20 protein-coding genes are annotated in these 20,538 nt (G+C 60.9%); 17 read left to right on the forward strand and 3 right to left on the reverse strand.

What is annotated here, in order from left to right; translation table 11 throughout:
* Positions 1 to 228 precede the first annotated feature (228 nt).
* Positions 229 to 813: a glutathione binding-like protein gene (locus JL39_RS24245; protein ID WP_037156774.1), complete on the reverse strand. Its 585-nt coding sequence runs from the start codon at positions 811 to 813 to the stop codon at positions 229 to 231.
* Positions 814 to 938: 125 nt separating this feature from the next.
* On the opposite strand from JL39_RS24245, the gene JL39_RS24250 reads away from it, so the two are divergent.
* A complete protein-coding gene (locus tag JL39_RS24250) occupies positions 939 to 1,307 on the forward strand; it encodes a helix-turn-helix domain-containing protein (RefSeq protein ID WP_037156775.1) in 369 nt (122 codons plus the stop codon).
* A 54-nt stretch (positions 1,308 to 1,361) separates the two neighbouring features.
* On the opposite strand, the gene JL39_RS24255 is transcribed toward JL39_RS24250, so the two are convergent.
* Positions 1,362 to 1,766 carry a hypothetical protein gene (locus JL39_RS24255; RefSeq protein WP_037156777.1) on the reverse strand — a complete coding sequence of 135 codons (405 nt, stop codon included), beginning with the start codon at positions 1,764 to 1,766 and terminating at the stop codon, positions 1,362 to 1,364.
* 284 nt (positions 1,767 to 2,050) lie between these two features.
* Here JL39_RS24255 and sdhC point away from each other — a divergent pair, with 284 nt between their 5' ends.
* From sdhC to JL39_RS24335, 16 genes are all read left to right on the forward strand, one after another.
* The gene (gene sdhC, locus JL39_RS24260; protein ID WP_037156779.1) at positions 2,051 to 2,443 is read left to right on the forward strand and encodes a succinate dehydrogenase, cytochrome b556 subunit; all 393 of its coding nucleotides are present in this window, start codon (positions 2,051 to 2,053) and stop codon (positions 2,441 to 2,443) included.
* 12 nt (positions 2,444 to 2,455) lie between these two features.
* Entirely contained in the window at positions 2,456 to 2,836 is a 381-nt protein-coding gene (sdhD, locus tag JL39_RS24265; protein ID WP_037156781.1) for a succinate dehydrogenase, hydrophobic membrane anchor protein, read from the forward strand.
* Positions 2,837 to 2,843: 7 nt separating this feature from the next.
* A complete protein-coding gene (gene sdhA / locus JL39_RS24270) occupies positions 2,844 to 4,685 on the forward strand; it encodes a succinate dehydrogenase flavoprotein subunit (RefSeq protein ID WP_037156783.1) in 1,842 nt (613 codons plus the stop codon).
* A 13-nt stretch (positions 4,686 to 4,698) separates the two neighbouring features.
* Positions 4,699 to 5,616: a glycosyltransferase family 25 protein gene (locus tag JL39_RS24275; protein ID WP_161784798.1), complete on the forward strand. Its 918-nt coding sequence runs from the start codon at positions 4,699 to 4,701 to the stop codon at positions 5,614 to 5,616.
* Positions 5,609 to 6,388 (forward strand): succinate dehydrogenase iron-sulfur subunit, encoded by a 780-nt coding sequence (locus JL39_RS24280; protein ID WP_037156787.1) that lies wholly within the window; start codon positions 5,609 to 5,611, stop codon positions 6,386 to 6,388. The genes JL39_RS24275 and JL39_RS24280 overlap by 8 nt, the downstream gene beginning before the upstream one ends.
* Positions 6,389 to 6,653: 265 nt before the next feature.
* Positions 6,654 to 7,181 (forward strand): protease inhibitor Inh/omp19 family protein, encoded by a 528-nt coding sequence (locus tag JL39_RS24285; protein WP_037157288.1) that lies wholly within the window; start codon positions 6,654 to 6,656, stop codon positions 7,179 to 7,181.
* 28 nt (positions 7,182 to 7,209) lie between these two features.
* On the forward strand, positions 7,210 to 8,373 hold the full coding sequence (zapE, locus tag JL39_RS24290) for a cell division protein ZapE (RefSeq protein WP_037156790.1): 1,164 nt from the start codon (positions 7,210 to 7,212) through the stop codon (positions 8,371 to 8,373).
* 176 nt (positions 8,374 to 8,549) lie between these two features.
* Positions 8,550 to 9,512, forward strand: a complete 963-nt coding sequence (gene mdh / locus JL39_RS24295; RefSeq protein WP_037156792.1) for a malate dehydrogenase — start codon at positions 8,550 to 8,552, stop codon at positions 9,510 to 9,512.
* A 36-nt stretch (positions 9,513 to 9,548) separates the two neighbouring features.
* The gene (sucC, locus tag JL39_RS24300; RefSeq protein ID WP_037156794.1) at positions 9,549 to 10,742 is read left to right on the forward strand and encodes an ADP-forming succinate--CoA ligase subunit beta; all 1,194 of its coding nucleotides are present in this window, start codon (positions 9,549 to 9,551) and stop codon (positions 10,740 to 10,742) included.
* A gap of 19 nt (positions 10,743 to 10,761) precedes the next feature.
* Positions 10,762 to 11,667 (forward strand): succinate--CoA ligase subunit alpha, encoded by a 906-nt coding sequence (sucD, locus tag JL39_RS24305; protein WP_037156796.1) that lies wholly within the window; start codon positions 10,762 to 10,764, stop codon positions 11,665 to 11,667.
* 181 nt (positions 11,668 to 11,848) lie between these two features.
* Entirely contained in the window at positions 11,849 to 14,845 is a 2,997-nt protein-coding gene (locus tag JL39_RS24310) for a 2-oxoglutarate dehydrogenase E1 component (RefSeq protein ID WP_037156798.1), read from the forward strand.
* A gap of 58 nt (positions 14,846 to 14,903) precedes the next feature.
* Positions 14,904 to 16,157 (forward strand): 2-oxoglutarate dehydrogenase complex dihydrolipoyllysine-residue succinyltransferase, encoded by a 1,254-nt coding sequence (odhB, locus tag JL39_RS24315; RefSeq protein ID WP_037156800.1) that lies wholly within the window; start codon positions 14,904 to 14,906, stop codon positions 16,155 to 16,157.
* 15 nt (positions 16,158 to 16,172) lie between these two features.
* Complete coding sequence (locus JL39_RS24320; RefSeq protein ID WP_037157290.1) at positions 16,173 to 16,589, forward strand: MAPEG family protein; 417 nt, start codon at positions 16,173 to 16,175, stop codon at positions 16,587 to 16,589.
* Between the two features lie 5 nt (positions 16,590 to 16,594).
* Positions 16,595 to 17,098, forward strand: coding sequence for a hypothetical protein (locus JL39_RS24325; protein WP_052183090.1), 504 nt, complete (start codon positions 16,595 to 16,597; stop codon positions 17,096 to 17,098).
* A gap of 39 nt (positions 17,099 to 17,137) precedes the next feature.
* Positions 17,138 to 18,544 carry a dihydrolipoyl dehydrogenase gene (gene lpdA / locus JL39_RS24330; protein WP_037156803.1) on the forward strand — a complete coding sequence of 469 codons (1,407 nt, stop codon included), beginning with the start codon at positions 17,138 to 17,140 and terminating at the stop codon, positions 18,542 to 18,544.
* Between the two features lie 365 nt (positions 18,545 to 18,909).
* Entirely contained in the window at positions 18,910 to 19,410 is a 501-nt protein-coding gene (locus tag JL39_RS24335) for a cytochrome b/b6 domain-containing protein (RefSeq protein WP_037156805.1), read from the forward strand.
* Between the two features lie 3 nt (positions 19,411 to 19,413).
* On the opposite strand, the gene JL39_RS24340 is transcribed toward JL39_RS24335, so the two are convergent.
* Positions 19,414 to 20,493, reverse strand: a complete 1,080-nt coding sequence (locus tag JL39_RS24340) for a TraB/GumN family protein (RefSeq protein WP_037156807.1) — start codon at positions 20,491 to 20,493, stop codon at positions 19,414 to 19,416.
* Positions 20,494 to 20,538 lie beyond the last annotated feature (45 nt).

Raw genomic sequence — 20,538 nt, forward strand, 5'->3', positions numbered from 1 at the left:
GGCAATTCTAGGCATGACGCAAGAGGGCGGGGATGAAAGGGAGTGATTTTTTCTGCCGATTTCTCCCAAGGCCTTGATTTGCCTCACCACACCCCCCTCTGCCCTGCCGGGCATCTCCCCCTCAAGGGGGGAGATCGGATGGGTGCACCGGCTTCCCCTTGCGTGGAGGGCTGACACGGCACGCCGGCCAGTAGAACGTGCCCGGTCAGCTCGTCCGTAACTGAAGGATCACGCCAGTCCTTCCTCGGCGAATGCCTGGATGACCGAGGATCGTACCCTCATACGGTCGAAGCAGGCCTGCAGGTTTTCCGGCAGTTCGACCCCGCTTTTCGGTGCGACCATCAGCACCCAGAATAGGTAGCAGTCGGCGATCGTCATCTCGTCGGCGATCAGGAATTGCTTTTGGCCCATCTGGTCGGCGAGGATGGCGAAGGCCTTCTTGAGTTTTTCGCGGGCGCGGACTTTTTCGGGCTCCGGAAAATCCCTGAAGAAGGGGGCATAGTTCGTGTGAATCTCGGACGACATGAAGGCGAGAGCTTCCAGCGTCCGCCACCGTGCGATGCCTCCCTCGGGAAGAAGCTTGCCGCTCCGTTCGGCGATATAGTTCAGGATGATCTGGTTTTCCGTCAGGATCGTACCGTCCTCGAGTTCGAGGGCGGGAATGTAGCCTTTCGGGTTGATCGACAGGAAGTCGCGGCCGTCTTCGGTTTTCTTTTCGCGACCGATGCCGGATAGCCCGTAGGGAAGGCCGGTCTCGATGAGGGCGATATGATCGGCCAGGCTGCAGGCTGCCGGGTAATAAAAGAGCTTCACGGTGGTCTCCTTGCGATAGACCCGCCTGAGGGCTTCTTCCCGTCGGGATGGTCCATATTGTTGACCACAGCCATTTATGTGACCTAAAAATGCCCGTCAAAAGCATATTTTTAGGAGCAGGTCAGATGGATGTGACCGCCAAACCGGCACATGCTGGCTGCAAGGCCGTCAGCGAGATCCTGAGCCGCGTGGGCGACAAATGGACGATACAGGTCGTTGTGGCCTTGAGCCTGGGTTCGCGGCGTTTCAACGAGATCAAGCGGCATGTCGGCGGTATCTCGCAGCAGATGCTGACACGCACGCTGAAGACACTGGAACGTGACGGCATGGTCGAGCGAATCGTTCACCACAGCTCTCCGCCACAGGTCGAATATTCGCTGACGCCGCTCGGCTATTCCCTGGCCGAGACTGCGCATCAGCTTGCCCAATGGGCGGCCGCCCATCAGTTGGAGATAGAGGGCAATCGCCTTCAATACGACGCGCGTTCACCGTGAGACGGGCTGCGGCCGCTCATATTGCGATAGCGGTATTCAGCTTGCCTTCCGGTCTCAATTCCCGCCGCGGATGACGCAGGCACCGGCCTCGTAGATGCAGGCGTTGACGGGCGCGAAAGCATCCTCCGTTTCGCCGGTGACATCGATGATCTTCACGGAAGGCGAAACCGAGCCGCTCCCTGTCATTGATATAACGGGGCTCGTGAAGGGCGTGTCCCGATAGCTCCGCAGGATATAGACGCTACGGCTTGCGGTGCGGGCTATGTCGAACGTGCCGCTGAAAATGCCGGGCTTGCTGACAAAGGCGGCGAGGTCGCTATTGGAGACAAATGCACCGGCGGGCGCGGATAGATAGTGCCAGTGGCCGTAGTCGCGGTCGCCCGCCTGCGATGGGGACGACAATGTCGCTGCCAGCACCAGGCCGGCAACGAAAACAGGCTTCATGCGATTCGCGATCATGGCGAACTCCGGCAAAATCGTTAACGAAACGTTAACATGAAACGGCCTCGCTCGTCGCGCCGGCAATGAATTCTTTGCAAATCGTGGTTAATGTGAGCGCCGGGTTCGAGCCGATGTCGCCTTGAGAAAGACACAATCGATTAAATTTGAAATCCGTTTGAATTGTTCTTGTCGTCCGTGATTTCGAAGATTAAACCACGCCGATGATGCAATGCACATTTCTTCGGCATCGTGCATTGTTGGGCGCCCGCCCGTGATACCGCATACGACGCCGCGAGGTTCTGATGGCGAATGTGACAAATAACCGGCCCCTGTCGCCGCATCTGCAAATCTATAAATTCATTCCCACCATGGCGATGTCAATCGTCCACCGCATTACCGGCGGAGCGCTCTACTTCGGCACGCTGCTTGTTGCAGCCTGGCTGATCTCGGCCGCTTCCGGCGAGGAATATTTCAACTGGGTCAACTGGCTGTTCGGCTCGCTCATCGGACAGCTCGTACTTTTCGGCTATACCTGGGCCCTCATCCACCATCTGCTCGGTGGTCTGCGCCACATCATGTGGGATCTCGGCTATGGCTTCGAGAAGGAATTCTCGACCATGCTCGCCAAGGCCAATCTTGTCGCTTCCATCGTCCTGACTGTCCTGGTCTGGGCGGTCGTGCTTATCGTTCGCTGAGGAGACAGGATCATGGATATGCGCACTCCTCTCGGAAAAGTCCGCGGCCTTGGTTCGGCCAAGAGCGGTACGGAGCATTTCTGGCGCGTCAGGACCACGTCCGTCGCGCTCGTTCCGCTCCTCGTTTTCTACATCGTCTTCCTGATCATCTATGCCGGCAGGCCCTATGCCGAAGTGGTCGGCGCACTCGCCAATCCCTTCGTTGCCACGATCAATGCGCTGACCATCGTCGCCAGTATCGTGCATATGCGTCTCGGCATGGAAGAGATCATCCAGGATTACATCCATTCCGAAGGCATGAAGATCGCTCTTCTCATCCTCAATGCCTTCTTTTCCTTCCTGATCGGCGGCCTCTGTCTTCTCGCCGTCCTGAAAATCGCGTTTGCAGGATAATCCCGTTATGGCATCGATCACACCCATCGCCCAGACCGGCAAGGCCTATACCTATGTCGACCATTCCTATGACGTGATCGTCGTGGGCGCCGGTGGCGCTGGCCTGCGCGCCACGCTCGGAATGGCCGAGCAGGGCTTCAAGACCGCCTGCATCACCAAGGTTTTCCCGACCCGCTCGCATACCGTCGCGGCACAGGGCGGCATCGCCGCCTCGCTGCAGAACATGACGCCGGACAGCTGGCAGTGGCACCTCTACGACACCGTCAAGGGCTCCGACTGGCTCGGCGACGTGGATGCCATGCAGTACATGGTCATGGAAGCGCCGAAGGCCGTCTACGAACTCGAGCATTACGGCGTGCCCTTCTCCCGCAACGAGGAAGGCAAGATCTATCAACGTCCGTTCGGCGGCCATATGCAGAACTATGGCGAAGGCCCGCCGGTGCAGCGCACCTGCGCTGCCGCCGACCGCACCGGTCACGCGATCCTGCACACGCTTTATGGCCAGTCGCTCAGGAACAATGCGGAATTCTTCGTCGAATATTTCGCGCTCGACCTGATCATGTCGGACGACGGCCGCTGCACCGGCGTTGTCGCCTGGTGCCTGGACGACGGCACGATCCATCGCTTCGCTGCCAAGATGGTGGTGCTGGCGACCGGCGGTTACGGCCGCGCCTATTTCTCGGCAACGTCCGCCCATACCTGCACCGGCGACGGCGGCGGTATGATCGCCCGCGCCGGCCTGCCCCTGCAGGACATGGAGTTCGTGCAGTTCCATCCGACCGGCATCTATGGTTCGGGCTGTCTCATCACCGAAGGCGCACGCGGCGAAGGCGGCTACCTCGTCAATTCCGAGGGCGAGCGCTTCATGGAACGCTATGCGCCTTCGGCCAAAGACCTCGCCTCCCGCGACGTTGTTTCCCGTTGCATGACGCTGGAAATCCGCGAAGGCCGCGGCGTCGGCAAAAACAAGGACCACATCTTTCTGCATCTCGACCATCTCGATCCGGCCGTCCTGCACGAGCGTCTGCCAGGCATTTCCGAGAGCGCCAAGATCTTCGCGGGCGTCGACGTGACCCGTGAGCCCATTCCGGTCCTGCCGACCGTGCATTACAACATGGGCGGCATCCCGACCAATTTCTGGGGCGAAGTCCTGAATGCCGATGCCTCCAACCCGGAGCGGATCGCACCCGGACTGATGGCTGTCGGCGAAGCGGGCTGCGCCTCGGTGCACGGCGCTAACCGTCTCGGCTCCAACTCGCTGATCGACCTCGTGGTTTTCGGCCGCGCCGCTGCGATCCGCGCCGGCCAGGTTATCGACAGGGCCGCGCCGGTTCCGGCGCTCAACAAGGCGGCCTGCGACAGGATCATGGAGCGTTTCGACGGCCTGCGCCACGCCAGCGGCTCCACGCCGACCGCCGTGCTGCGCGACAAGATGCAGCGCGCCATGCAGGAAGACGCGGCCGTGTTCCGTACCCAGGAATCGCTCGAATCCGGCTGCCGCCGGCTTTCGGAAATCTGGGGCGAGCTCAAGGACATCAAGGTCACCGACCGTTCGATGATCTGGAACTCCGACCTCGTCGAGACGCTCGAACTGCAGAATCTGATGGCAAATGCGATCACCACGGTCTACGGCGCGGAAGCGCGCAAGGAAAGCCGCGGCTCTCACGCCCGCGAGGACTATACGTCCGGCCCGTTCGGCGGCCGCGACGACGAGAACTGGCGCAAGCATACGCTCGCCTGGGTGAGCGAGGCCGGCGAGGTGAAGCTCGACTACCGCCCGGTCCATACCGAACTCATCGCAGAAGGTATCGATCCGCACAAGATCGAGCCCAAGGCACGCGTGTACTGAGGCCATGACAGCCATGCCGTCCATCGCGAATTCTGCCGAGAAAGTGCCCTCCGGGCGTCTTCTCGGCATATTCGCGATCAATCTCGGTCGCTCGCCTGACCGGTGGGCCGAGATCGAACGGCATTTCGGCCATCTCGAATGGCCACTTGAGAGGATTGCGGCCGTCGATGCGCGGAACAATCCTCAAGCCGTTTTGTCCGTTCGCGGGCAGTCGCTGCGGTTTCCGCCGGACGGCGTGGCCTGGAACGGCCACCGCAACCGGCTCTTCATGCTGACGGAAGAAGCCTGTCTCGCCGGTCATGTGCTGACCTGGCGGCGGTTCCTTGCCTCCGATTTCACCTATGCACTTGTGCTGGAGGACGACGCAGAGCCGCAGCCCGGTTTCGCCGAAGCGGTTTCCGAATTGCTCAGTTCGGATCTCGGCGTCGATATCGTCAAGCTTGAGGGCGTTTTCCGCCCGGGTGGCCGCAAGGTGATAACGATACGTCAGCTCGGTGAACACAGGCTGGTTCGTTCGCTGCGTCCCGCATCGGGTTCGGCCGCGTATCTGGTGACGCGCCGAGGTGCGGAGCGCCTGCTTGCGGGTGTCGACCAGAACTGCGTGCCGGCCGACGACTTCCTCTGGAGCGGTGCCTACCACGATTGCGACGTGGCGCATCTTGCCCCTTGGGTCATCATGCAGTCGGGCTCGGCGAGCGTGATCGCCACCGACAAGACGTCGAAACGGGCGCATGTCCGCGCGCCGTTCGGCCGGGCCGTCCGGATGCCGCTGCTCCGGGCGCTGGAGCGGCTGAAGCTTGTCTGGGCGGCGATCAAAGGCCGGCCCCTGAAACTTTTGAACACGACGGTCGCCCCGTGGGCGCCAAATGGTTATAACCTGAAAGACAGTATGGCGCTTGCCGCCAAGGATCGGAAGTCTAGCAATGGTTGAACTCGCTCTCCCCAAGAACTCCCAGATGACCGAAGGCAAGGTCTGGCCGAAGCCGGAAGGCGCCAAGAACGTTCGCGAGTACCGCGTGTATCGCTGGAATCCGGACGACGGCCAGAACCCGCGTATCGACACCTATTATATCGATGTCGATGATTGCGGGCCGATGGTTCTCGACGGTCTGCTCTATATCAAGAACAATATCGACCCGACCCTGACGCTGCGCCGCTCCTGCCGCGAAGGCATCTGCGGCTCCTGCGCCATGAATATCGACGGTACCAACACGCTCGCCTGCACCAAGGGCATGGAAGACATCAAGGGCACCGTGAAGATCTATCCGCTGCCGCACATGCCGGTGGTGAAGGACCTTGTTCCGGACCTCACCAATTTCTATGCCCAGCACCGTTCGATCGAGCCCTGGCTGAAGACGGTTTCGCCGCCGCCCGCAAAGGAGTGGAAGCAGAGCCACGAGGATCGCCTGAAGCTCGACGGTCTCTACGAATGCATCCTCTGCGCCTGCTGCTCGACCTCCTGTCCGAGCTACTGGTGGAACGGCGACCGCTATCTCGGTCCGGCCGTCCTGTTGCAGGCCTATCGCTGGCTGATCGATAGCCGCGACGAAGCCAAGGGAGAGCGCCTCGACAATCTCGAGGATCCTTTCCGGCTCTATCGTTGCCATACGATCATGAACTGCGCGCAGACCTGCCCGAAGGGTTTGAACCCGGCCAAGGCGATCGCCGAAATCAAGAAGATGATGGTCGAGCGCCGCGTCTGAGCCGTTCGGATGTCTGCTCTTCCTTGCGGCCCGCTCCCGTATTTCGGGGGCGGGCCGATTTCTTCCTCGCCGGCGAATGATCGTCCGAAACAGCACCGGCGCCCTGTTGCTTGCCGAAACCGATCGAAGCGTTCTGCAGGCCCGAACTCGCAACAGGCGGCCAAATTGTTTCAGTCACACTTGATTAACCAAGGGGCTTTACGGTAATTCGGTCTCAATTCAGTGGCATTAGCGGCGGATACCGACTGAAAGCGGGAGTTAGATGATGCAGTTCAGATATGTGGCGACAGGCCTTGTTCTTGCGATAGCACTTGCCGGTTGCCAGCGTACTTCATACAGTCCCTACAGCGACTTGCCTTCTCAACCCGCTCCTCTTCAGGCCCAGCCCGTTCCGTCGGTGCAGGGCGGTCAGCTTCCGCCTCCGGGCGGCGCATCGCAGTTCCCCACCGCTCCGGCTGCCAATCCGAACATGGCAGCGGTTGACCCGAATGCGGCGGCGCCGGCGAGCGCTCTCGACGTCAAGAAGGAAGCCATGGTCGGCAACTGGCGTGTCTCGAATGCCGGCGCCTCCTGCGACATGTTCCTGACGCTCACCAATCTCGGGGGCGGTTCGCGCGGCGGAACCCGCGGTTGCGTCGGGGAACTGACGACCATGGGATCCTGGGACGTGTCGGGCAAGATGGTCCAGTTCAAGAACCGGGCCGGCGACGTCATCGGACGGGTCTACAAGAGTGCCGACAACCGTTTCGACGGTACGATGAATTCCGGACAGCCGGTCAGCCTGAGCCGCTGAGCGGCTCCACACATTTGAGAGCGTCCGGTTGGAACCCATCCCCGAATACACGGCGAGCGTCGGCGAAGAGCTGAAGGCGCTGACGTTGTCGGGTGCGTTGACGGCCGATGCCGCCCAACTCGATGTGGCGGCGAGGCTCGACCATGTCCTGACATGCCTTAGGGAAACGAAGCCGGCGAAGAAGAAGAGCGCACTCGGCTGGCTATTCGCCAGGGGCGGCGGGCGGCCGCGGGAAATCCGCGGTCTTTACGTCCATGGCAGCGTCGGGCGCGGCAAGACCATGCTGATGGACATGTTCTTCAAGAAGGCGCCGACGGAGAAGAAGCGCCGCGCGCATTTCCACGAGTTCATGGCGGATGTGCACAACCGCATCCATGAGCATCGGATGAGGGTGAAGCGCGGTGAGACGCGGCAGGCCGATCCGGTGCCGCCGGTCGCCGCAGCGCTTTATGCGGAGGCTGAGCTTCTCTGCTTCGATGAATTCTCCGTGACCGACATTACGGATGCAATGATCCTGGCGCGCCTTTTCACCGAGCTTTTCAATCTCGGTTGCGTATTGATCGCGACCTCCAATGTGGCACCGGAAAACCTCTACAAGGACGGGCTCAACCGCGGGCTCTTCCTGCCGTTCATCGCGCTGCTCAACAAGTATGTCGACGTGGTGACGCTCGACTCGCCCAACGATTATCGCATGCAGAAGCTTGCGAGCCTGCCGGTCTATGTGACGCCGCTCGATGGGCGCGCCGACGCGGCGATGGAGGCCGCCTGGCATCAGGTGACGGAAGGCAAGAGGGCCGAACCGGCCGAGATCCCGAGGAAAGGCCGCAGTATTCACGTTCCCGCCGCCGCCGGACGCGCCGCGCGCTTCGATTTTTCGGATATCTGCGGCAAGCCGCTGGGTGCTTCCGATTATCTGGCCATCGCCGGTCGTTTTGATACCGTTTTCGTCGAACATATTCCGCAGCTCGGACCGGACAGGCGGAACGAGGCAAAGCGGCTGATCAACCTGGTCGATGCGTTTTATGACCATGCGGTCAGACTCTACGTTTCCGCAGCGACGCCGCCGGAGGATATTCTCCTGGAGCGGAAGGGGACGGAAGGCTTCGAATTCGACCGAACCGTCTCGCGCCTCTTCGAGATGCGCAGCCCCGACTATCTTGCACTGCATCAGGAAAAACGCCGCCGAGTTTGAAGTTTCGGTGACATTATATCTTACGTTTACGTAAGAATTTTATTATCTAACCGATTGAAAAATATACTCACAAAATAATCGATTGCCATTTTTCCCGTATGGCTGTATGCGATCGTCCACATTGGCGGATCTGCCCTGGTCTGCTGTGGATTCAGATCTCGAAAGGAAGCTTTTCGATGGCGCGCAAGAAGATCGCACTTATTGGTTCTGGCATGATCGGTGGCACGCTGGCGCATCTCGCCAGCCTGAAAGAGCTGGGCGACGTCGTCCTCTTCGACATCGCCGACGGTATTCCGCAGGGCAAGGGCCTCGACATCGCCCAGTCCGGTCCGGTCGAAGGTTTCAATGCGAAGCTCTCCGGCGCCAGCGATTATTCGGCCATCGAAGGCGCCGACGTCTGCATCGTCACCGCCGGTGTTGCCCGCAAGCCGGGCATGAGCCGCGACGACCTGCTCGGCATCAACCTCAAGGTCATGGAGCAGGTCGGCGCCGGCATCAAGAAATATGCCCCGAACGCCTTCGTGATCTGCATCACCAATCCGCTCGACGCGATGGTCTGGGCGCTCCAGAAATTCTCGGGCCTGCCGAAGAACATGGTCGTCGGCATGGCCGGCGTGCTCGACTCGGCCCGTTTCCGCCTCTTCATCTCCGAAGAATTCAACGTTTCCGTTCAGGACGTCACCGCATTCGTTCTTGGCGGCCATGGCGATACGATGGTGCCGCTGGCACGCTATTCCACCGTTGGCGGCATTCCGTTGACCGACCTTGTGAAGATGGGCTGGACCACCAAGGAGCGCCTCGAAGAGATCATCCAGCGCACCCGTGATGGCGGCGCCGAAATCGTTGGTCTGCTCAAGACCGGTTCGGCTTACTACGCTCCGGCCGCATCCGCGATCGAGATGGCCGAATCCTACCTCAAGGACAAGAAGCGCGTGCTGCCTTGCGCAGCCTACCTTTCCGGTCAGTACGGCGTGAAGGACATGTATGTCGGCGTTCCGGTGGTTCTCGGCGCCGGTGGTGTCGAGCGCGTCATCGAAGTCGAATTCAACAAGGATGAAGAGGCGGCTTTCCAGAAATCCGTCGGCGCAGTCGCCGGTCTTTGCGAGGCCTGCATCAACATCGCCCCCGCTCTGAAGTAATGGGCGCGCTGAAATAATCGAAACAGGGATTGACCCATGAATATCCATGAATATCAGGCCAAGGCTCTGCTGAAGAGCTACGGTGCGCCGGTGGCCCAGGGCGTGGCCATCCTGAAGGTCGAAGAGGCGGAGGCGGCTGCGAAGTCGCTTCCCGGCCCGCTCTACGTCGTGAAGAGCCAGATCCATGCCGGCGGCCGCGGCAAGGGCAAGTTCAAGGAACTGCCTCCGGAAGCCAAGGGCGGCGTTCGCCTCGCCAAGTCGATCGAAGAGGTCGTCGCCAACGTCAAGGACATGCTCGGCAACACGCTGGTGACCGCGCAGACCGGCGAAGCCGGCAAGCAAGTCAACCGCCTCTATATCGAAGACGGCGCCGATATCTCCCGTGAGCTCTATTGCTCGCTGCTGGTCGATCGCTCGGTCGGCCGCGTGGCCTTCGTCGTCTCGACCGAAGGCGGCATGGACATCGAGGCCGTCGCCCACGATACGCCCGAGAAGATCCACACGATCGCCATCGATCCGGAAGCCGGGGTGACGGCTGCCGACGTCGCTGCGATCTCCAAGGCTCTCGAGCTTACCGGTGCTGCCGCAGAGGACGCCAAGTCGCTCTTCCCGATTCTCTACAAGGCCTTCGACGAGAAGGACATGTCGCTTCTCGAAATCAACCCGCTGATCGTCATGCAGAACGGCCACCTGCGCGTCCTCGACGCCAAGGTTTCGTTCGATGGCAATGCGCTGTTCCGTCACGATGACATCAAGGCGCTGCGCGACGAGACCGAGGAAGACAGCAAGGAAATCGAGGCCTCCAAGTGGGACCTCGCCTATGTAGCGCTCGACGGTAATATCGGCTGCATGGTCAATGGCGCCGGCCTCGCCATGGCGACGATGGACATCATCAAGCTTTACGGCAAGGAGCCGGCGAACTTCTGCGACGTCGGCGGCGGCGCCGGCAAGGAGAAGGTCGCTGCAGCCTTCAAGATCATCACCGCGGACCCCAAGGTCGAAGGCATTCTCGTCAATATCTTCGGCGGCATCATGCGCTGCGACGTTATCGCCGAGGGCGTTGTCGCAGCCGTGCAGGAAGTCGGCCTGAAGGTTCCGCTCGTCGTGCGCCTGGAAGGCACCAATGTCGAGCTCGGCAAGAAAATCCTGAATGAGTCCGGTCTCGCGATCACTGCGGCTGACGACCTTGATGACGCGGCGAAGAAGATCGTCGCGGCGATCGAAGCCTAACCTGGAAGGACCGCAACCAATGTCTATTCTCGTCAACAAAGACACGAAGGTCATCGTCCAGGGCCTGACCGGCAAGACCGGCACCTTCCACACGGAACAGGCGCTCGCCTATTACGGCACCAAGATGGTGGGCGGTGTTCATCCCAAAAAGGGCGGCGAAGCGTGGTCGTCCGGCGTCGACGGCACGTCGCTGCCGATCTTCACGTCCGTTGCTGAAGCCAAGGAAAAGACCGGCGCCGATGCGTCCGTCATCTACGTCCCGCCGGCGGGCGCCGCCGACGCGATCATCGAGGCGATCGAAGCCGAGATCCCGTTCATCACCTGCATCACCGAAGGTATCCCGGTGATGGACATGGTTCGCGTCAAGGCTCGCCTCGACCGATCCAAGTCCCGCCTGCTCGGCCCGAACTGCCCTGGCATCCTGACGCCGGAAGAGTGCAAGATCGGCATCATGCCGGGCTCCATCTTCCGCAAGGGTTCGGTCGGTATTGTTTCGCGTTCCGGCACGCTGACCTACGAAGCGGTCTTCCAGACCTCGAACGAAGGCCTCGGCCAGACCACGGCCGTTGGCATCGGTGGCGACCCGGTCAAGGGCACCGAGTTCATCGATGTGCTGGAAATGTTCCTGGCCGATGACGCTACGCAGTCGATCATCATGATCGGCGAAATCGGCGGCTCGGCGGAAGAAGATGCGGCGCAGTTCCTCAAGGACGAAGCCAAGAAGGGCCGCAAGAAGCCGATGGCTGGCTTTATCGCCGGCCGCACGGCTCCGAAGGGCCGCACGATGGGCCATGCCGGCGCTGTCGTTTCCGGTGGCAAGGGCGATGCGGAATCGAAAATCGCGGCCATGGAATCGGCGGGTATCAAGGTGTCGCCGTCTCCGGCCCGCCTGGGTAAGACGCTGGTTGAAGTCCTCAAGGGCTGACGCCACATAAGAGCAAGCTTCGGGCAGGCGAAAAGGAACATGGTTCGCCTGCCCGTATTTCGCGTAAAGCGCGCGTGACATTCCGCATCTGCGGTCTATGTCACGCCATGAATGAAAGCGGCGGCCGACGCTCTTCGGCCTCAATTACGGCAGGAGGCGGGCGCGGCGCCCGCAAGAAACCATGGCACGGCAAGAAGCCAACGAGCAATTTCTCATCACCTCTTTCCTGGACGGTCAGAATGCAACCTATATCGAGCAGCTTCATGCCCGGTATGAGGACGATCCGAATTCGGTTGCACCGGAATGGCAGGCTTTCTTCAAGGCGCTCGCCGACAATCCGGACGATGTGAAGAAAGCGGCAAACGGAGCTTCCTGGCAGCGCAAGAACTGGCCGATCGCCGCCAATGGCGAGCTGGTTTCGGCGCTCGACGGCAACTGGCCCGTTGTCGAAAAGGCGATCGAAAAGAAGGTCCAGGCGAAGGCCGAAGCCTCTGCCGCAGCCTCCGGCAAGCCGGTCGATCCCGCCGCTGTCCTGCAGGCGACCCGCGACAGCGTGCGTGCCATCATGATGATCCGCGCCTACCGCATGCGCGGCCACCTGCATGCCAAGCTCGATCCGCTCGGTCTTGCAGCTCCGGTCGAGGATTATAACGAGCTTTCGCCGACGGCCTACGGCTTCACGGAAGCTGATTACGACCGCAAGATCTTCATCGACAACGTGCTCGGCCTCGAATACGCGAGCATTCGCGAGATGATCGAGATTCTGGAGCGCACCTATTGCTCGACGATCGGCGTGGAGTTCATGCACATCTCCAACCCGGAGGAGAAGCAGTGGATCCAGGAGCGCATCGAGGGCCCGGACAAGGGCGTTGAATTTACTCAAAACGGCAAGAAGGCGATCCTGCAGAAGCTGGTCGAGGCGGAAGGCTACGAGCAGTTCCTCGACGTCAGGTTCAAGGGCACGAAGCGTTTCGGTCTCGATGGCGGTGAATCGCTCATCCCGGCGCTGGAGCAGATCATCAAGCGCGGTGGCCAGGAGGGACTCGAGGAAGTCGTTCTCGGCATGGCGCATCGCGGCCGCCTCAACGTGCTGACCAATGTCATGGGCAAGCCGCACCGCGCCGTCTTCCACGAGTTCAAGGGCGGTTCCTTCAAGCCGGACGAAGTCGAAGGCTCGGGCGACGTGAAGTACCACCTCGGCGCATCCTCGGACCGTGAGTTCGACGGCAACAAGGTGCACCTGTCGCTGACGGCCAATCCGTCGCATCTCGAAATCGTCAACCCGGTCGTCATGGGCAAGGCCCGCGCCAAGCAGGACATGCTCGCCAAGGTCTGGGAAGGCGATATCATCCCGCTGCGCGAGCGCGCCAAGGTGCTGCCGCTGCTGTTGCACGGCGATGCGGCCTTTGCCGGCCAGGGCGTGGTTGCCGAAGTGCTCGGCCTTTCCGGCCTGCGCGGTCATCGCGTCGCCGGCACGATGCATTTCATCATCAACAACCAGATCGGCTTCACCACCAATCCGGCCTTCTCGCGCTCGTCGCCCTATCCGTCCGATGTTGCCAAGATGATCGAGGCGCCGATCTTCCACGTCAACGGCGACGATCCGGAGGCGGTCGTCTATGCAGCAAAGATCGCGACCGAATTCCGGATGAAGTTCCACAAGCCGGTCGTGATCGACATGTTCTGCTACCGCCGCTTCGGCCATAACGAAGGCGACGAGCCGGCGTTCACGCAGCCGAAGATGTACAAGGTCATCCGCGGCCACAAGACGGTGTCCCAGCTTTATGCCGACCGCCTGATTGCCGAAGGCCTCGTGACCGAGGGCGAATTCGAGAAGATGAAGGCTGATTGGCGCGCGCATCTGGAAGCCGAGTTCGAGGCCGGCCAGAGCTACAAGCCGAACAAGGCCGACTGGCTGGATGGCCAATGGTCCGGCCTGCGCTCGGCCGACAATGCCGACGAGCAGCGTCGCGGCAAGACGGCCGTGCCGATGAAGCAGTTGAAGGAGATCGGCCGCAAGCTTTCGACGATCCCGGAAGGCTTCAGCGCGCATCGCACCATCCGCCGCTTCATGGAAAACCGTGCGCAGATGATCGAAACCGGTGAAGGGATCGACTGGGCGATGGCCGAGGCTTTGGCGTTCGGTTCGCTTGCAACGGAAGGTACGAAGATCCGCCTCTCCGGCCAGGATTGCGAACGCGGCACGTTCTCGCAGCGCCATTCGGTCCTCTACGATCAGGATACCGAAGACCGCTATATTCCGCTTGCCAACCTGTCGCCCACACAGGCCCGTTACGAAGTCATCAACTCCATGCTCTCGGAAGAGGCAGTGCTGGGCTTCGAATACGGTTATTCGCTGGCCCGTCCGAACGCATTGACGCTCTGGGAAGCCCAGTTCGGCGACTTCGCCAATGGTGCGCAGGTCGTGTTCGACCAGTTCATCTCGTCGGGCGAACGCAAGTGGCTGCGCATGTCCGGTCTCGTCTGCCTGCTGCCGCACGGTTACGAAGGCCAGGGGCCTGAACACTCGTCGGCCCGCCTCGAACGCTGGCTGCAGATGTGCGCGGAAGACAACATGCAGGTTGCCAACTGCACCACGCCGGCCAACTACTTCCATATCCTGCGCCGGCAGGTGAAGCGCGACTTCCGCAAGCCGTTGATCCTGATGACGCCGAAGTCTCTCCTGCGGCACAAGCGGGCGACCTCGGCGCTTGCCGAAATGGCGGGTGAATCCTCCTTCCATCGCCTGCTTTGGGATGATGCGGAGGTCATCAAGGACGGTCCGATCAAGCTGCAGAAGGATTCGAAGATCCGTCGCGTCGTTCTCTGCACCGGCAAGGTCTATTATGATCTTCTGGAAGAGCGCGAAAAGCGCGGCATCGACGACATCTACCTGCTGCGCATCGAACAGCTCTATCCATTCCCGGCCAAGGCGCTCATCAACGAGCTTTCCCGCTTCCGCAATGCGGAAATGGTCTGGTGCCAGGAAGAGCCGAAGAACATGGGCGCCTGGGCCTTCATCGATCCCTACCTGGAATGGGTGCTCGCCCATATCGATGCGAAGTATCAGCGGGTCCGCTATACCGGCCGGCCGGCTGCGGCTTCGCCCGCGACAGGCCAGATGTCCAAGCATCTGGCGCAGCTCGAGGCCTTCCTCGAAGACGCGCTCGGCGGCTGAGACATCAGCCGCCTCCCCATCCTTTCAAAAACACATCTGACAAACACGGAAACAGATCATGGCCACCGAAATCCGCGTCCCCACCCTCGGCGAATCCGTCAGCGAGGCGACCGTCGGCACCTGGTTCAAGAAAGTCGGCGATACGGTCAAGGCCGATGAACCGCTCCTTGAGCTCGAAACGGACAAGGTGACCGTCGAAGTGCCGTCGCCGGCAGCCGGCGTGCTCTCCGAGATCGTTGCCAACAATGGCGAGACCGTCGGTCTCGGCGCGCTGCTCGGCCAGATTGCCGAAGGTGGTGCAGGCGTTGCGGCTGCCGCACCGGCCGCCAAGCCCACTGAGGCCGCTCCGGCCAAGGTTGCCGAGGCTGCTGCGGCTGCTCCCGCAGCAGCCTCGGCACCGGCTGCCGCCGCGTCCTCCATGCCGCCGGCTCCGGCTGCCGCCAAGATCGCCGCGGACAACAACATTTCCACCGCCGATATCGAAGGCTCGGGCAAGCGTGGCCAGGTGTTGAAGGGTGATGTGATCGCTGCCGTCGCCAAGGGCATTTCCGCACCGGCGCAGGCGCCTGCCGCACCGGCTGCGCCGCGTCCGGTTTCCTCGGCCGATGATGCTGCCCGCGAAGAGCGCGTGAAGATGACGCGCCTGCGCCAGACGATCTCCCGCCGCCTCAAGGACGCGCAGAACACCGCCGCCATGCTGACCACCTATAACGAGGTGGACATGAAGGCCGTCATGGATCTGCGCAACAAGTACAAGGACATCTTCGAGAAGAAGCACGGCGTGAAGCTCGGCTTCATGGGTTTCTTCACCAAGGCGGTCACCCATGCGCTGAAGGAACTGCCGGCCGTCAACGCCGAGATCGACGGGACCGACATCATCTACAAGAACTACTGCCATATCGGCGTCGCCGTCGGCACCGACAAGGGCCTCGTCGTTCCGGTCGTGCGCGATGCCGACCAGATGTCGATCGCCGAGATCGAAAAGGATATCGGCCGCCTCGGCAAGCTTGCCCGTGACGGCGCGTTGTCCATGGCCGACATGCAGGGCGGCACGTTCACGATCTCCAACGGCGGTGTCTACGGCTCGCTGATGTCCTCGCCGATCCTCAATGCGCCTCAGTCCGGCATCCTCGGCATGCACAAGATCCAGGAGCGTCCGGTCGTCATCGGCGGCCAGATCGTCATCCGTCCGATGATGTATCTGGCGCTTTCCTACGATCACCGCATGGTAGATGGCAAGGAAGCCGTGACCTTCCTGGTCCGTGTGAAGGAGAGCCTGGAAGATCCGGAACGCCTGGTTCTCGATCTCTAAGACGGGATTGCAATGATGGAAGCGCTCGGGGTTACCGCAACGCCTTACATGACGCTGCTGGCCCTGAGCGTGATCCTGCTCGTTGTCCACATCTCGGTTCAGGCCGTGCTATCGACCCGCGAACTCGGCCGCGACTGGAACGCAGGGCCGCGGGATGAAGGACTGGAGCCGAAAGGCAAGTTGGTTGGCCGCGCCGCGCGGGCGTCGAAGAATTTTCAGGAGACCTATCCGGCCTTTATCGGACTTCTGCTCGGAGTCGCCTTTGCGGGTGACGATGCCTCGGGTTTGGGACTGATCGGCGGCTGGATCTGGTTCGTCGCCCGCCTCATCTATCTGCCGCTCTATCTGGCGGGCATCCCGTATTTCCGGTCGTTCGTCTGGCTGATCGGTCTCGCCGGACTTGTCGCCATGATGATCGCGCTGTTCCGGTGAACGCGATGAAAGCACCCTTCAAGACATGGCTTGTTTCGCTCTGCCTGCTGCCGGGAATGGCGGAGGCCCAGGAACGATGCGCAATCGAGAAGGCGGTGTTCACCGAGGCGGAAGCCGGGACGACACTCTCGTTCAGGCCGGTGGGCTCGGATTCGGCGGCCGTCAGCCATCTGTTTACGATCACCGGGGGCAAGCTGAAACTCGACGGCCACATCATGTATGACGAGGAAACGCGCCGCCCGGGCGGCATGGTGATGAACAACTGCCCTGAGGGCGATGCGACGGGAGCGGAGCTCAGGGCTTGTACGATCTGGACAGGCGTCCCCTATATCCTCGATGTGGCAACCGGCCATATCGACATATTGGGACCGGAAGGAAGCGAGGCTCCGGACGCGATCCTGATGCCGGGGTTCGGCCCTGCGATCCGCCATTCGGCGCTCTGGGACAAGAGCGGTCTCAGGCAGGTTCCCTGGGATCTTTATGAATTCAAGGAATGCAAGGCGGCGTGAGCTCAGCTCCTCCGCAGGTTATCAAGAGAAGGATTTGTCATGGCTTATGATCTCGTCGTAATCGGAAGCGGCCCGGGCGGTTATGTTTGCGCCATAAAGGCAGCCCAGCTCGGCCTCAAGGTCGCGGTGGTGGAAAAGCGCGCCACTTACGGCGGGACATGCCTCAACATCGGCTGCATTCCATCCAAGGCGCTGCTGCACGCGTCCGAGATGTTCCATCATGCAGCCCATGGCATGGATGCGCTCGGCGTCGAGGTTTCTGCTCCCAAGCTGAACCTTGAAAAGATGATGGCGCACAAGGATGCGACGGTGAAGTCGAATGTCGACGGCGTTGCTTTCCTCTTCAAGAAGAACAAGATCGACGGCTTCCAGGGTACCGGCAAGATCGTCTCAGCGGGCAAGGTTTCGGTGACCGGCGAGGATGGCAAGGTTCAGGAGATCGAAACAAAGAACATCGTCATCGCCACCGGCTCCGACGTTGCCGGCATTCCGGGCGTCAATGTCGAGATCGATGAAAAGGCGATCATCTCGTCGACCGGCGGCATCGCGCTTGAAAAGGTGCCGGAGCAGCTGATCGTCGTCGGCGGCGGCGTCATCGGGATGGAACTCGGTTCGGTCTGGTCGCGCCTTGGTGCCAAGGTCACTGTCGTGGAATATCTCGACAAGCTGCTCGGCGGCATGGACGGCGAAGCGGCAAAGCAGTTCCAGCGCATGATGGTCAAACAGGGCATGGATATCCGCACCGAGGCCAAGGTTACCGGTGTCGAAAAGACCGCCAAAGGTGCCAAGGTCACCTACGAGCCGGTCAAGGGCGGCGAAGCCCAGACGCTTGAGGCGGACGTCGTGCTGATCGCTACCGGCCGCAAGCCTTACACGGCAGGTCTTGGTCTCGAGGAGGCCGGCGTCAAGCTCGACAACCGCGGCCGCGTCGAGATCGACGGTCATTTCAAGACCAATGTCGACGGCATCTATGCCATTGGTGACGTCGTTCGCGGCCCGATGCTGGCCCACAAGGCGGAAGACGAGGGCGTGGCGCTTGCCGAAATCCTTGCCGGCCAGCACGGCCATGTGAACTACGACGTCATTCCGGGCGTCGTCTATACCCAGCCGGAAGTGGCTTCCGTCGGCAAGACGGAAGAGGAATTGAAGGCGGCGGGCATCGCCTACAAGGTCGGCAAGTTCCCGTTCACGGCGAATGGCCGCGCCCGCGCGATGCTGGCGACCGACGGTTTCGTGAAGATCCTGGCCGACAAGGAGACCGATCGGGTCCTCGGCGGTCATATCGTCGGCTTCGGCGCCGGCGAGATGATCCACGAAATCGCCGTGCTGATGGAATTCGGCGGGTCGTCGGAAGATCTCGGCCGCACCTGCCACGCACACCCGACCATGTCGGAAGCGGTCAAGGAAGCGGCACTCGGCACCTTCTTCAAGCCGATCCACATGTAGAAAATGCTTGAGATAGAACATTCAGAAGCCGCGGGATGGAAACGTCCCGCGGCTTCTGATTTTTGGCTTGGCTTGCTTGTGCATATTGCCGCAGGGCCTGCTCACCTCATCCTGATCTGCATCAAAGAGTTAGCAGGATTTTAGCCGAAAACGGCTCACACTTTCAGACATCCCACTCTGGTTTCATCGATGCTGGCCGATATGGGAAACCGGCTGTCTTGCTCCGGCATTCGTTCGTAGAGACCGGCCTTTTTGCGGAACAGCAAATCCAGGATTAAATCTCTGTCATCTTGCGGATCGTTGCTTGTGGACAGAGCTGCGGCTCCTATAGTTTCCATCGATAAGATATTGAAAAGGTGAAAAAAATGGAAAGCGTTACTCCAGTTTCATTCTCGCTTCCGCAGCGTGTGGTGCATTGGGCCACCGCATTGCTCGTCTTCTTCAACCTCTTGTTCACGGAAGGCATGGAAGAATGGAATCGCGCCGTCCGTCGCACCGGCAGCGCGACAGCGGAACAGGTCGCCAGCGCCAACATCCATGCTTATGTCGGTATTGCGATCCTCATTCTTCTCGCTCTCCGTCTCATCCTCCGTTTCACGTCCGGGGCACCGGCGACACCGCCGGAAGAACCTGCTCTCTTCAGGTTCGGGGCCAAGCTGGTGCATGCAGCGCTCTACGTCTTGTTGATCGCGATACCATTGACAGGCATCGGCGCCTATTATCTCGGCAACAGCCAGGCGGGCGAAGTGCATGCGGAGGTTCTGAAGACCCTGCTCTGGATCGTCATCGCCGCCCATGTCCTGGGCGCACTGATGCATCAGTTCTACTGGAAGACCAATGTCCTGCGGCGCATGACGGTTGGCTGAGGCTCAATCGGCCCGCGTGACCGCGAATCCCTGCCGGCGCAGGAGTTCCACAAGCCCTTCCTCGCCCGGCAGGTGAAGGGCGCCGACGGCGATGAATGCTCCGCCTTCCGCGAGGATGGGGGCGGCACGATCTGCCATCACGTGGTTGCGCTTGGTCACGACCAGTTTCTCGAATTCGGCGTAACCCGCATCGTCGTCGCCTTCGGGAGCGATGGTCTTGAGCAATGGCATGATGAGGCCGATGTCGCCGGAGAGATAGAGTTCGGTCATGGTCTCGAAGACATCGTCCATCTTCGGGCCAAGCCTGACAGTTTCGACCAGCGATTTCAGGTGGAACTCGACCGGAATGGCGGCCATGGCGGAAAGCTGCTCGACAAACGTTTCAAGGCCCTTCACCGGCTTGCCGGCGGCAACAGCATCGAGAGCGATCCGCTTGTCCAGAAAATCGGGGTTTGCAGCCTTCCGCGCCATCTCGCATGCGGGAAGCGATACGAATGCCATCAGCATCCAGGGCTTCATGCGCGAGACGGCAGAAAGCGGAATGCCGCGCTGCTTCAAGCCCGCTTCGAGCAGGGCGACGTCCTCCTTCGGCAGCAGCTTTTCGATGGAGCTGCCGTCCGTGAACATGGTGAGTTCGGGCTTCGCCAAAATGCCCGCCATCGCCTTCTTCTCGTCGAGGATCTCGTCGGATTCGATGACGATCGTGCTGCTCTTCGCCTGGGCATCCGCCGCTCCGGGCGGCATTTTCAGGACCCGCGGATCGGAGACATGCATGGTTCCGAGAAGATACGAGGTAGCGACGCCCTCTTTTCCGATCTTCCAGAAGATGCCCCTGCCGTTCGGCACCTTGTCAGTCTCCGTCACGAGTTGCTGATAGGCGGTGGGATTTTCAACCTTCATTTCGTCAAGGAGATTTACGCCGTGACATACGGGCGTTTGCGCTTGCGCAGGCGACAGCGAGCCAAGGACGAGAAGGAGAGAAACCAGCGCGATCAGATGCGCAGCCGCAATCAGCCACAGGGTGAGACTTTGAGCGCGCCTGAAAAAGGCGCCAGCGGGAGAGGCGAAGGCGGGAGTCGTCATGTCATCCGTCCGGAAAGGCTGCCGGCATATTAGCCATAGGCTCTA

This window comes from Rhizobium sp. YS-1r, from assembly GCF_000757525.1.
Taxonomy (GTDB): Bacteria; Pseudomonadota; Alphaproteobacteria; order Rhizobiales; family Rhizobiaceae; genus Neorhizobium; species Neorhizobium petrolearium.

Coding starts and splice junctions, on each gene's coding strand:
- JL39_RS24335 (WP_037156805.1), top strand. CDS start 18,910: ATGGAAAGCGTTACTCCAGTTTCATTCTCGCTTCCGCAGCGTGTGGTG.
- sdhA (WP_037156783.1), top strand. CDS start 2,844: ATGGCATCGATCACACCCATCGCCCAGACCGGCAAGGCCTATACCTAT.
- JL39_RS24310 (WP_037156798.1), top strand. CDS start 11,849: ATGGCACGGCAAGAAGCCAACGAGCAATTTCTCATCACCTCTTTCCTG.
- JL39_RS24320 (WP_037157290.1), top strand. CDS start 16,173: ATGGAAGCGCTCGGGGTTACCGCAACGCCTTACATGACGCTGCTGGCC.
- sucC (WP_037156794.1), top strand. CDS start 9,549: ATGAATATCCATGAATATCAGGCCAAGGCTCTGCTGAAGAGCTACGGT.
- JL39_RS24325 (WP_052183090.1), top strand. CDS start 16,595: ATGAAAGCACCCTTCAAGACATGGCTTGTTTCGCTCTGCCTGCTGCCG.
- JL39_RS24285 (WP_037157288.1), top strand. CDS start 6,654: ATGCAGTTCAGATATGTGGCGACAGGCCTTGTTCTTGCGATAGCACTT.
- sdhD (WP_037156781.1), top strand. CDS start 2,456: ATGGATATGCGCACTCCTCTCGGAAAAGTCCGCGGCCTTGGTTCGGCC.
- odhB (WP_037156800.1), top strand. CDS start 14,904: ATGGCCACCGAAATCCGCGTCCCCACCCTCGGCGAATCCGTCAGCGAG.
- JL39_RS24280 (WP_037156787.1), top strand. CDS start 5,609: ATGGTTGAACTCGCTCTCCCCAAGAACTCCCAGATGACCGAAGGCAAG.
- lpdA (WP_037156803.1), top strand. CDS start 17,138: ATGGCTTATGATCTCGTCGTAATCGGAAGCGGCCCGGGCGGTTATGTT.
- JL39_RS24275 (WP_161784798.1), top strand. CDS start 4,699: ATGCCGTCCATCGCGAATTCTGCCGAGAAAGTGCCCTCCGGGCGTCTT.
- JL39_RS24340 (WP_037156807.1), bottom strand. CDS start 20,493: ATGACGACTCCCGCCTTCGCCTCTCCCGCTGGCGCCTTTTTCAGGCGC.
- sdhC (WP_037156779.1), top strand. CDS start 2,051: ATGGCGAATGTGACAAATAACCGGCCCCTGTCGCCGCATCTGCAAATC.
- JL39_RS24250 (WP_037156775.1), top strand. CDS start 939: ATGGATGTGACCGCCAAACCGGCACATGCTGGCTGCAAGGCCGTCAGC.
- sucD (WP_037156796.1), top strand. CDS start 10,762: ATGTCTATTCTCGTCAACAAAGACACGAAGGTCATCGTCCAGGGCCTG.
- mdh (WP_037156792.1), top strand. CDS start 8,550: ATGGCGCGCAAGAAGATCGCACTTATTGGTTCTGGCATGATCGGTGGC.
- JL39_RS24255 (WP_037156777.1), bottom strand. CDS start 1,766: ATGATCGCGAATCGCATGAAGCCTGTTTTCGTTGCCGGCCTGGTGCTG.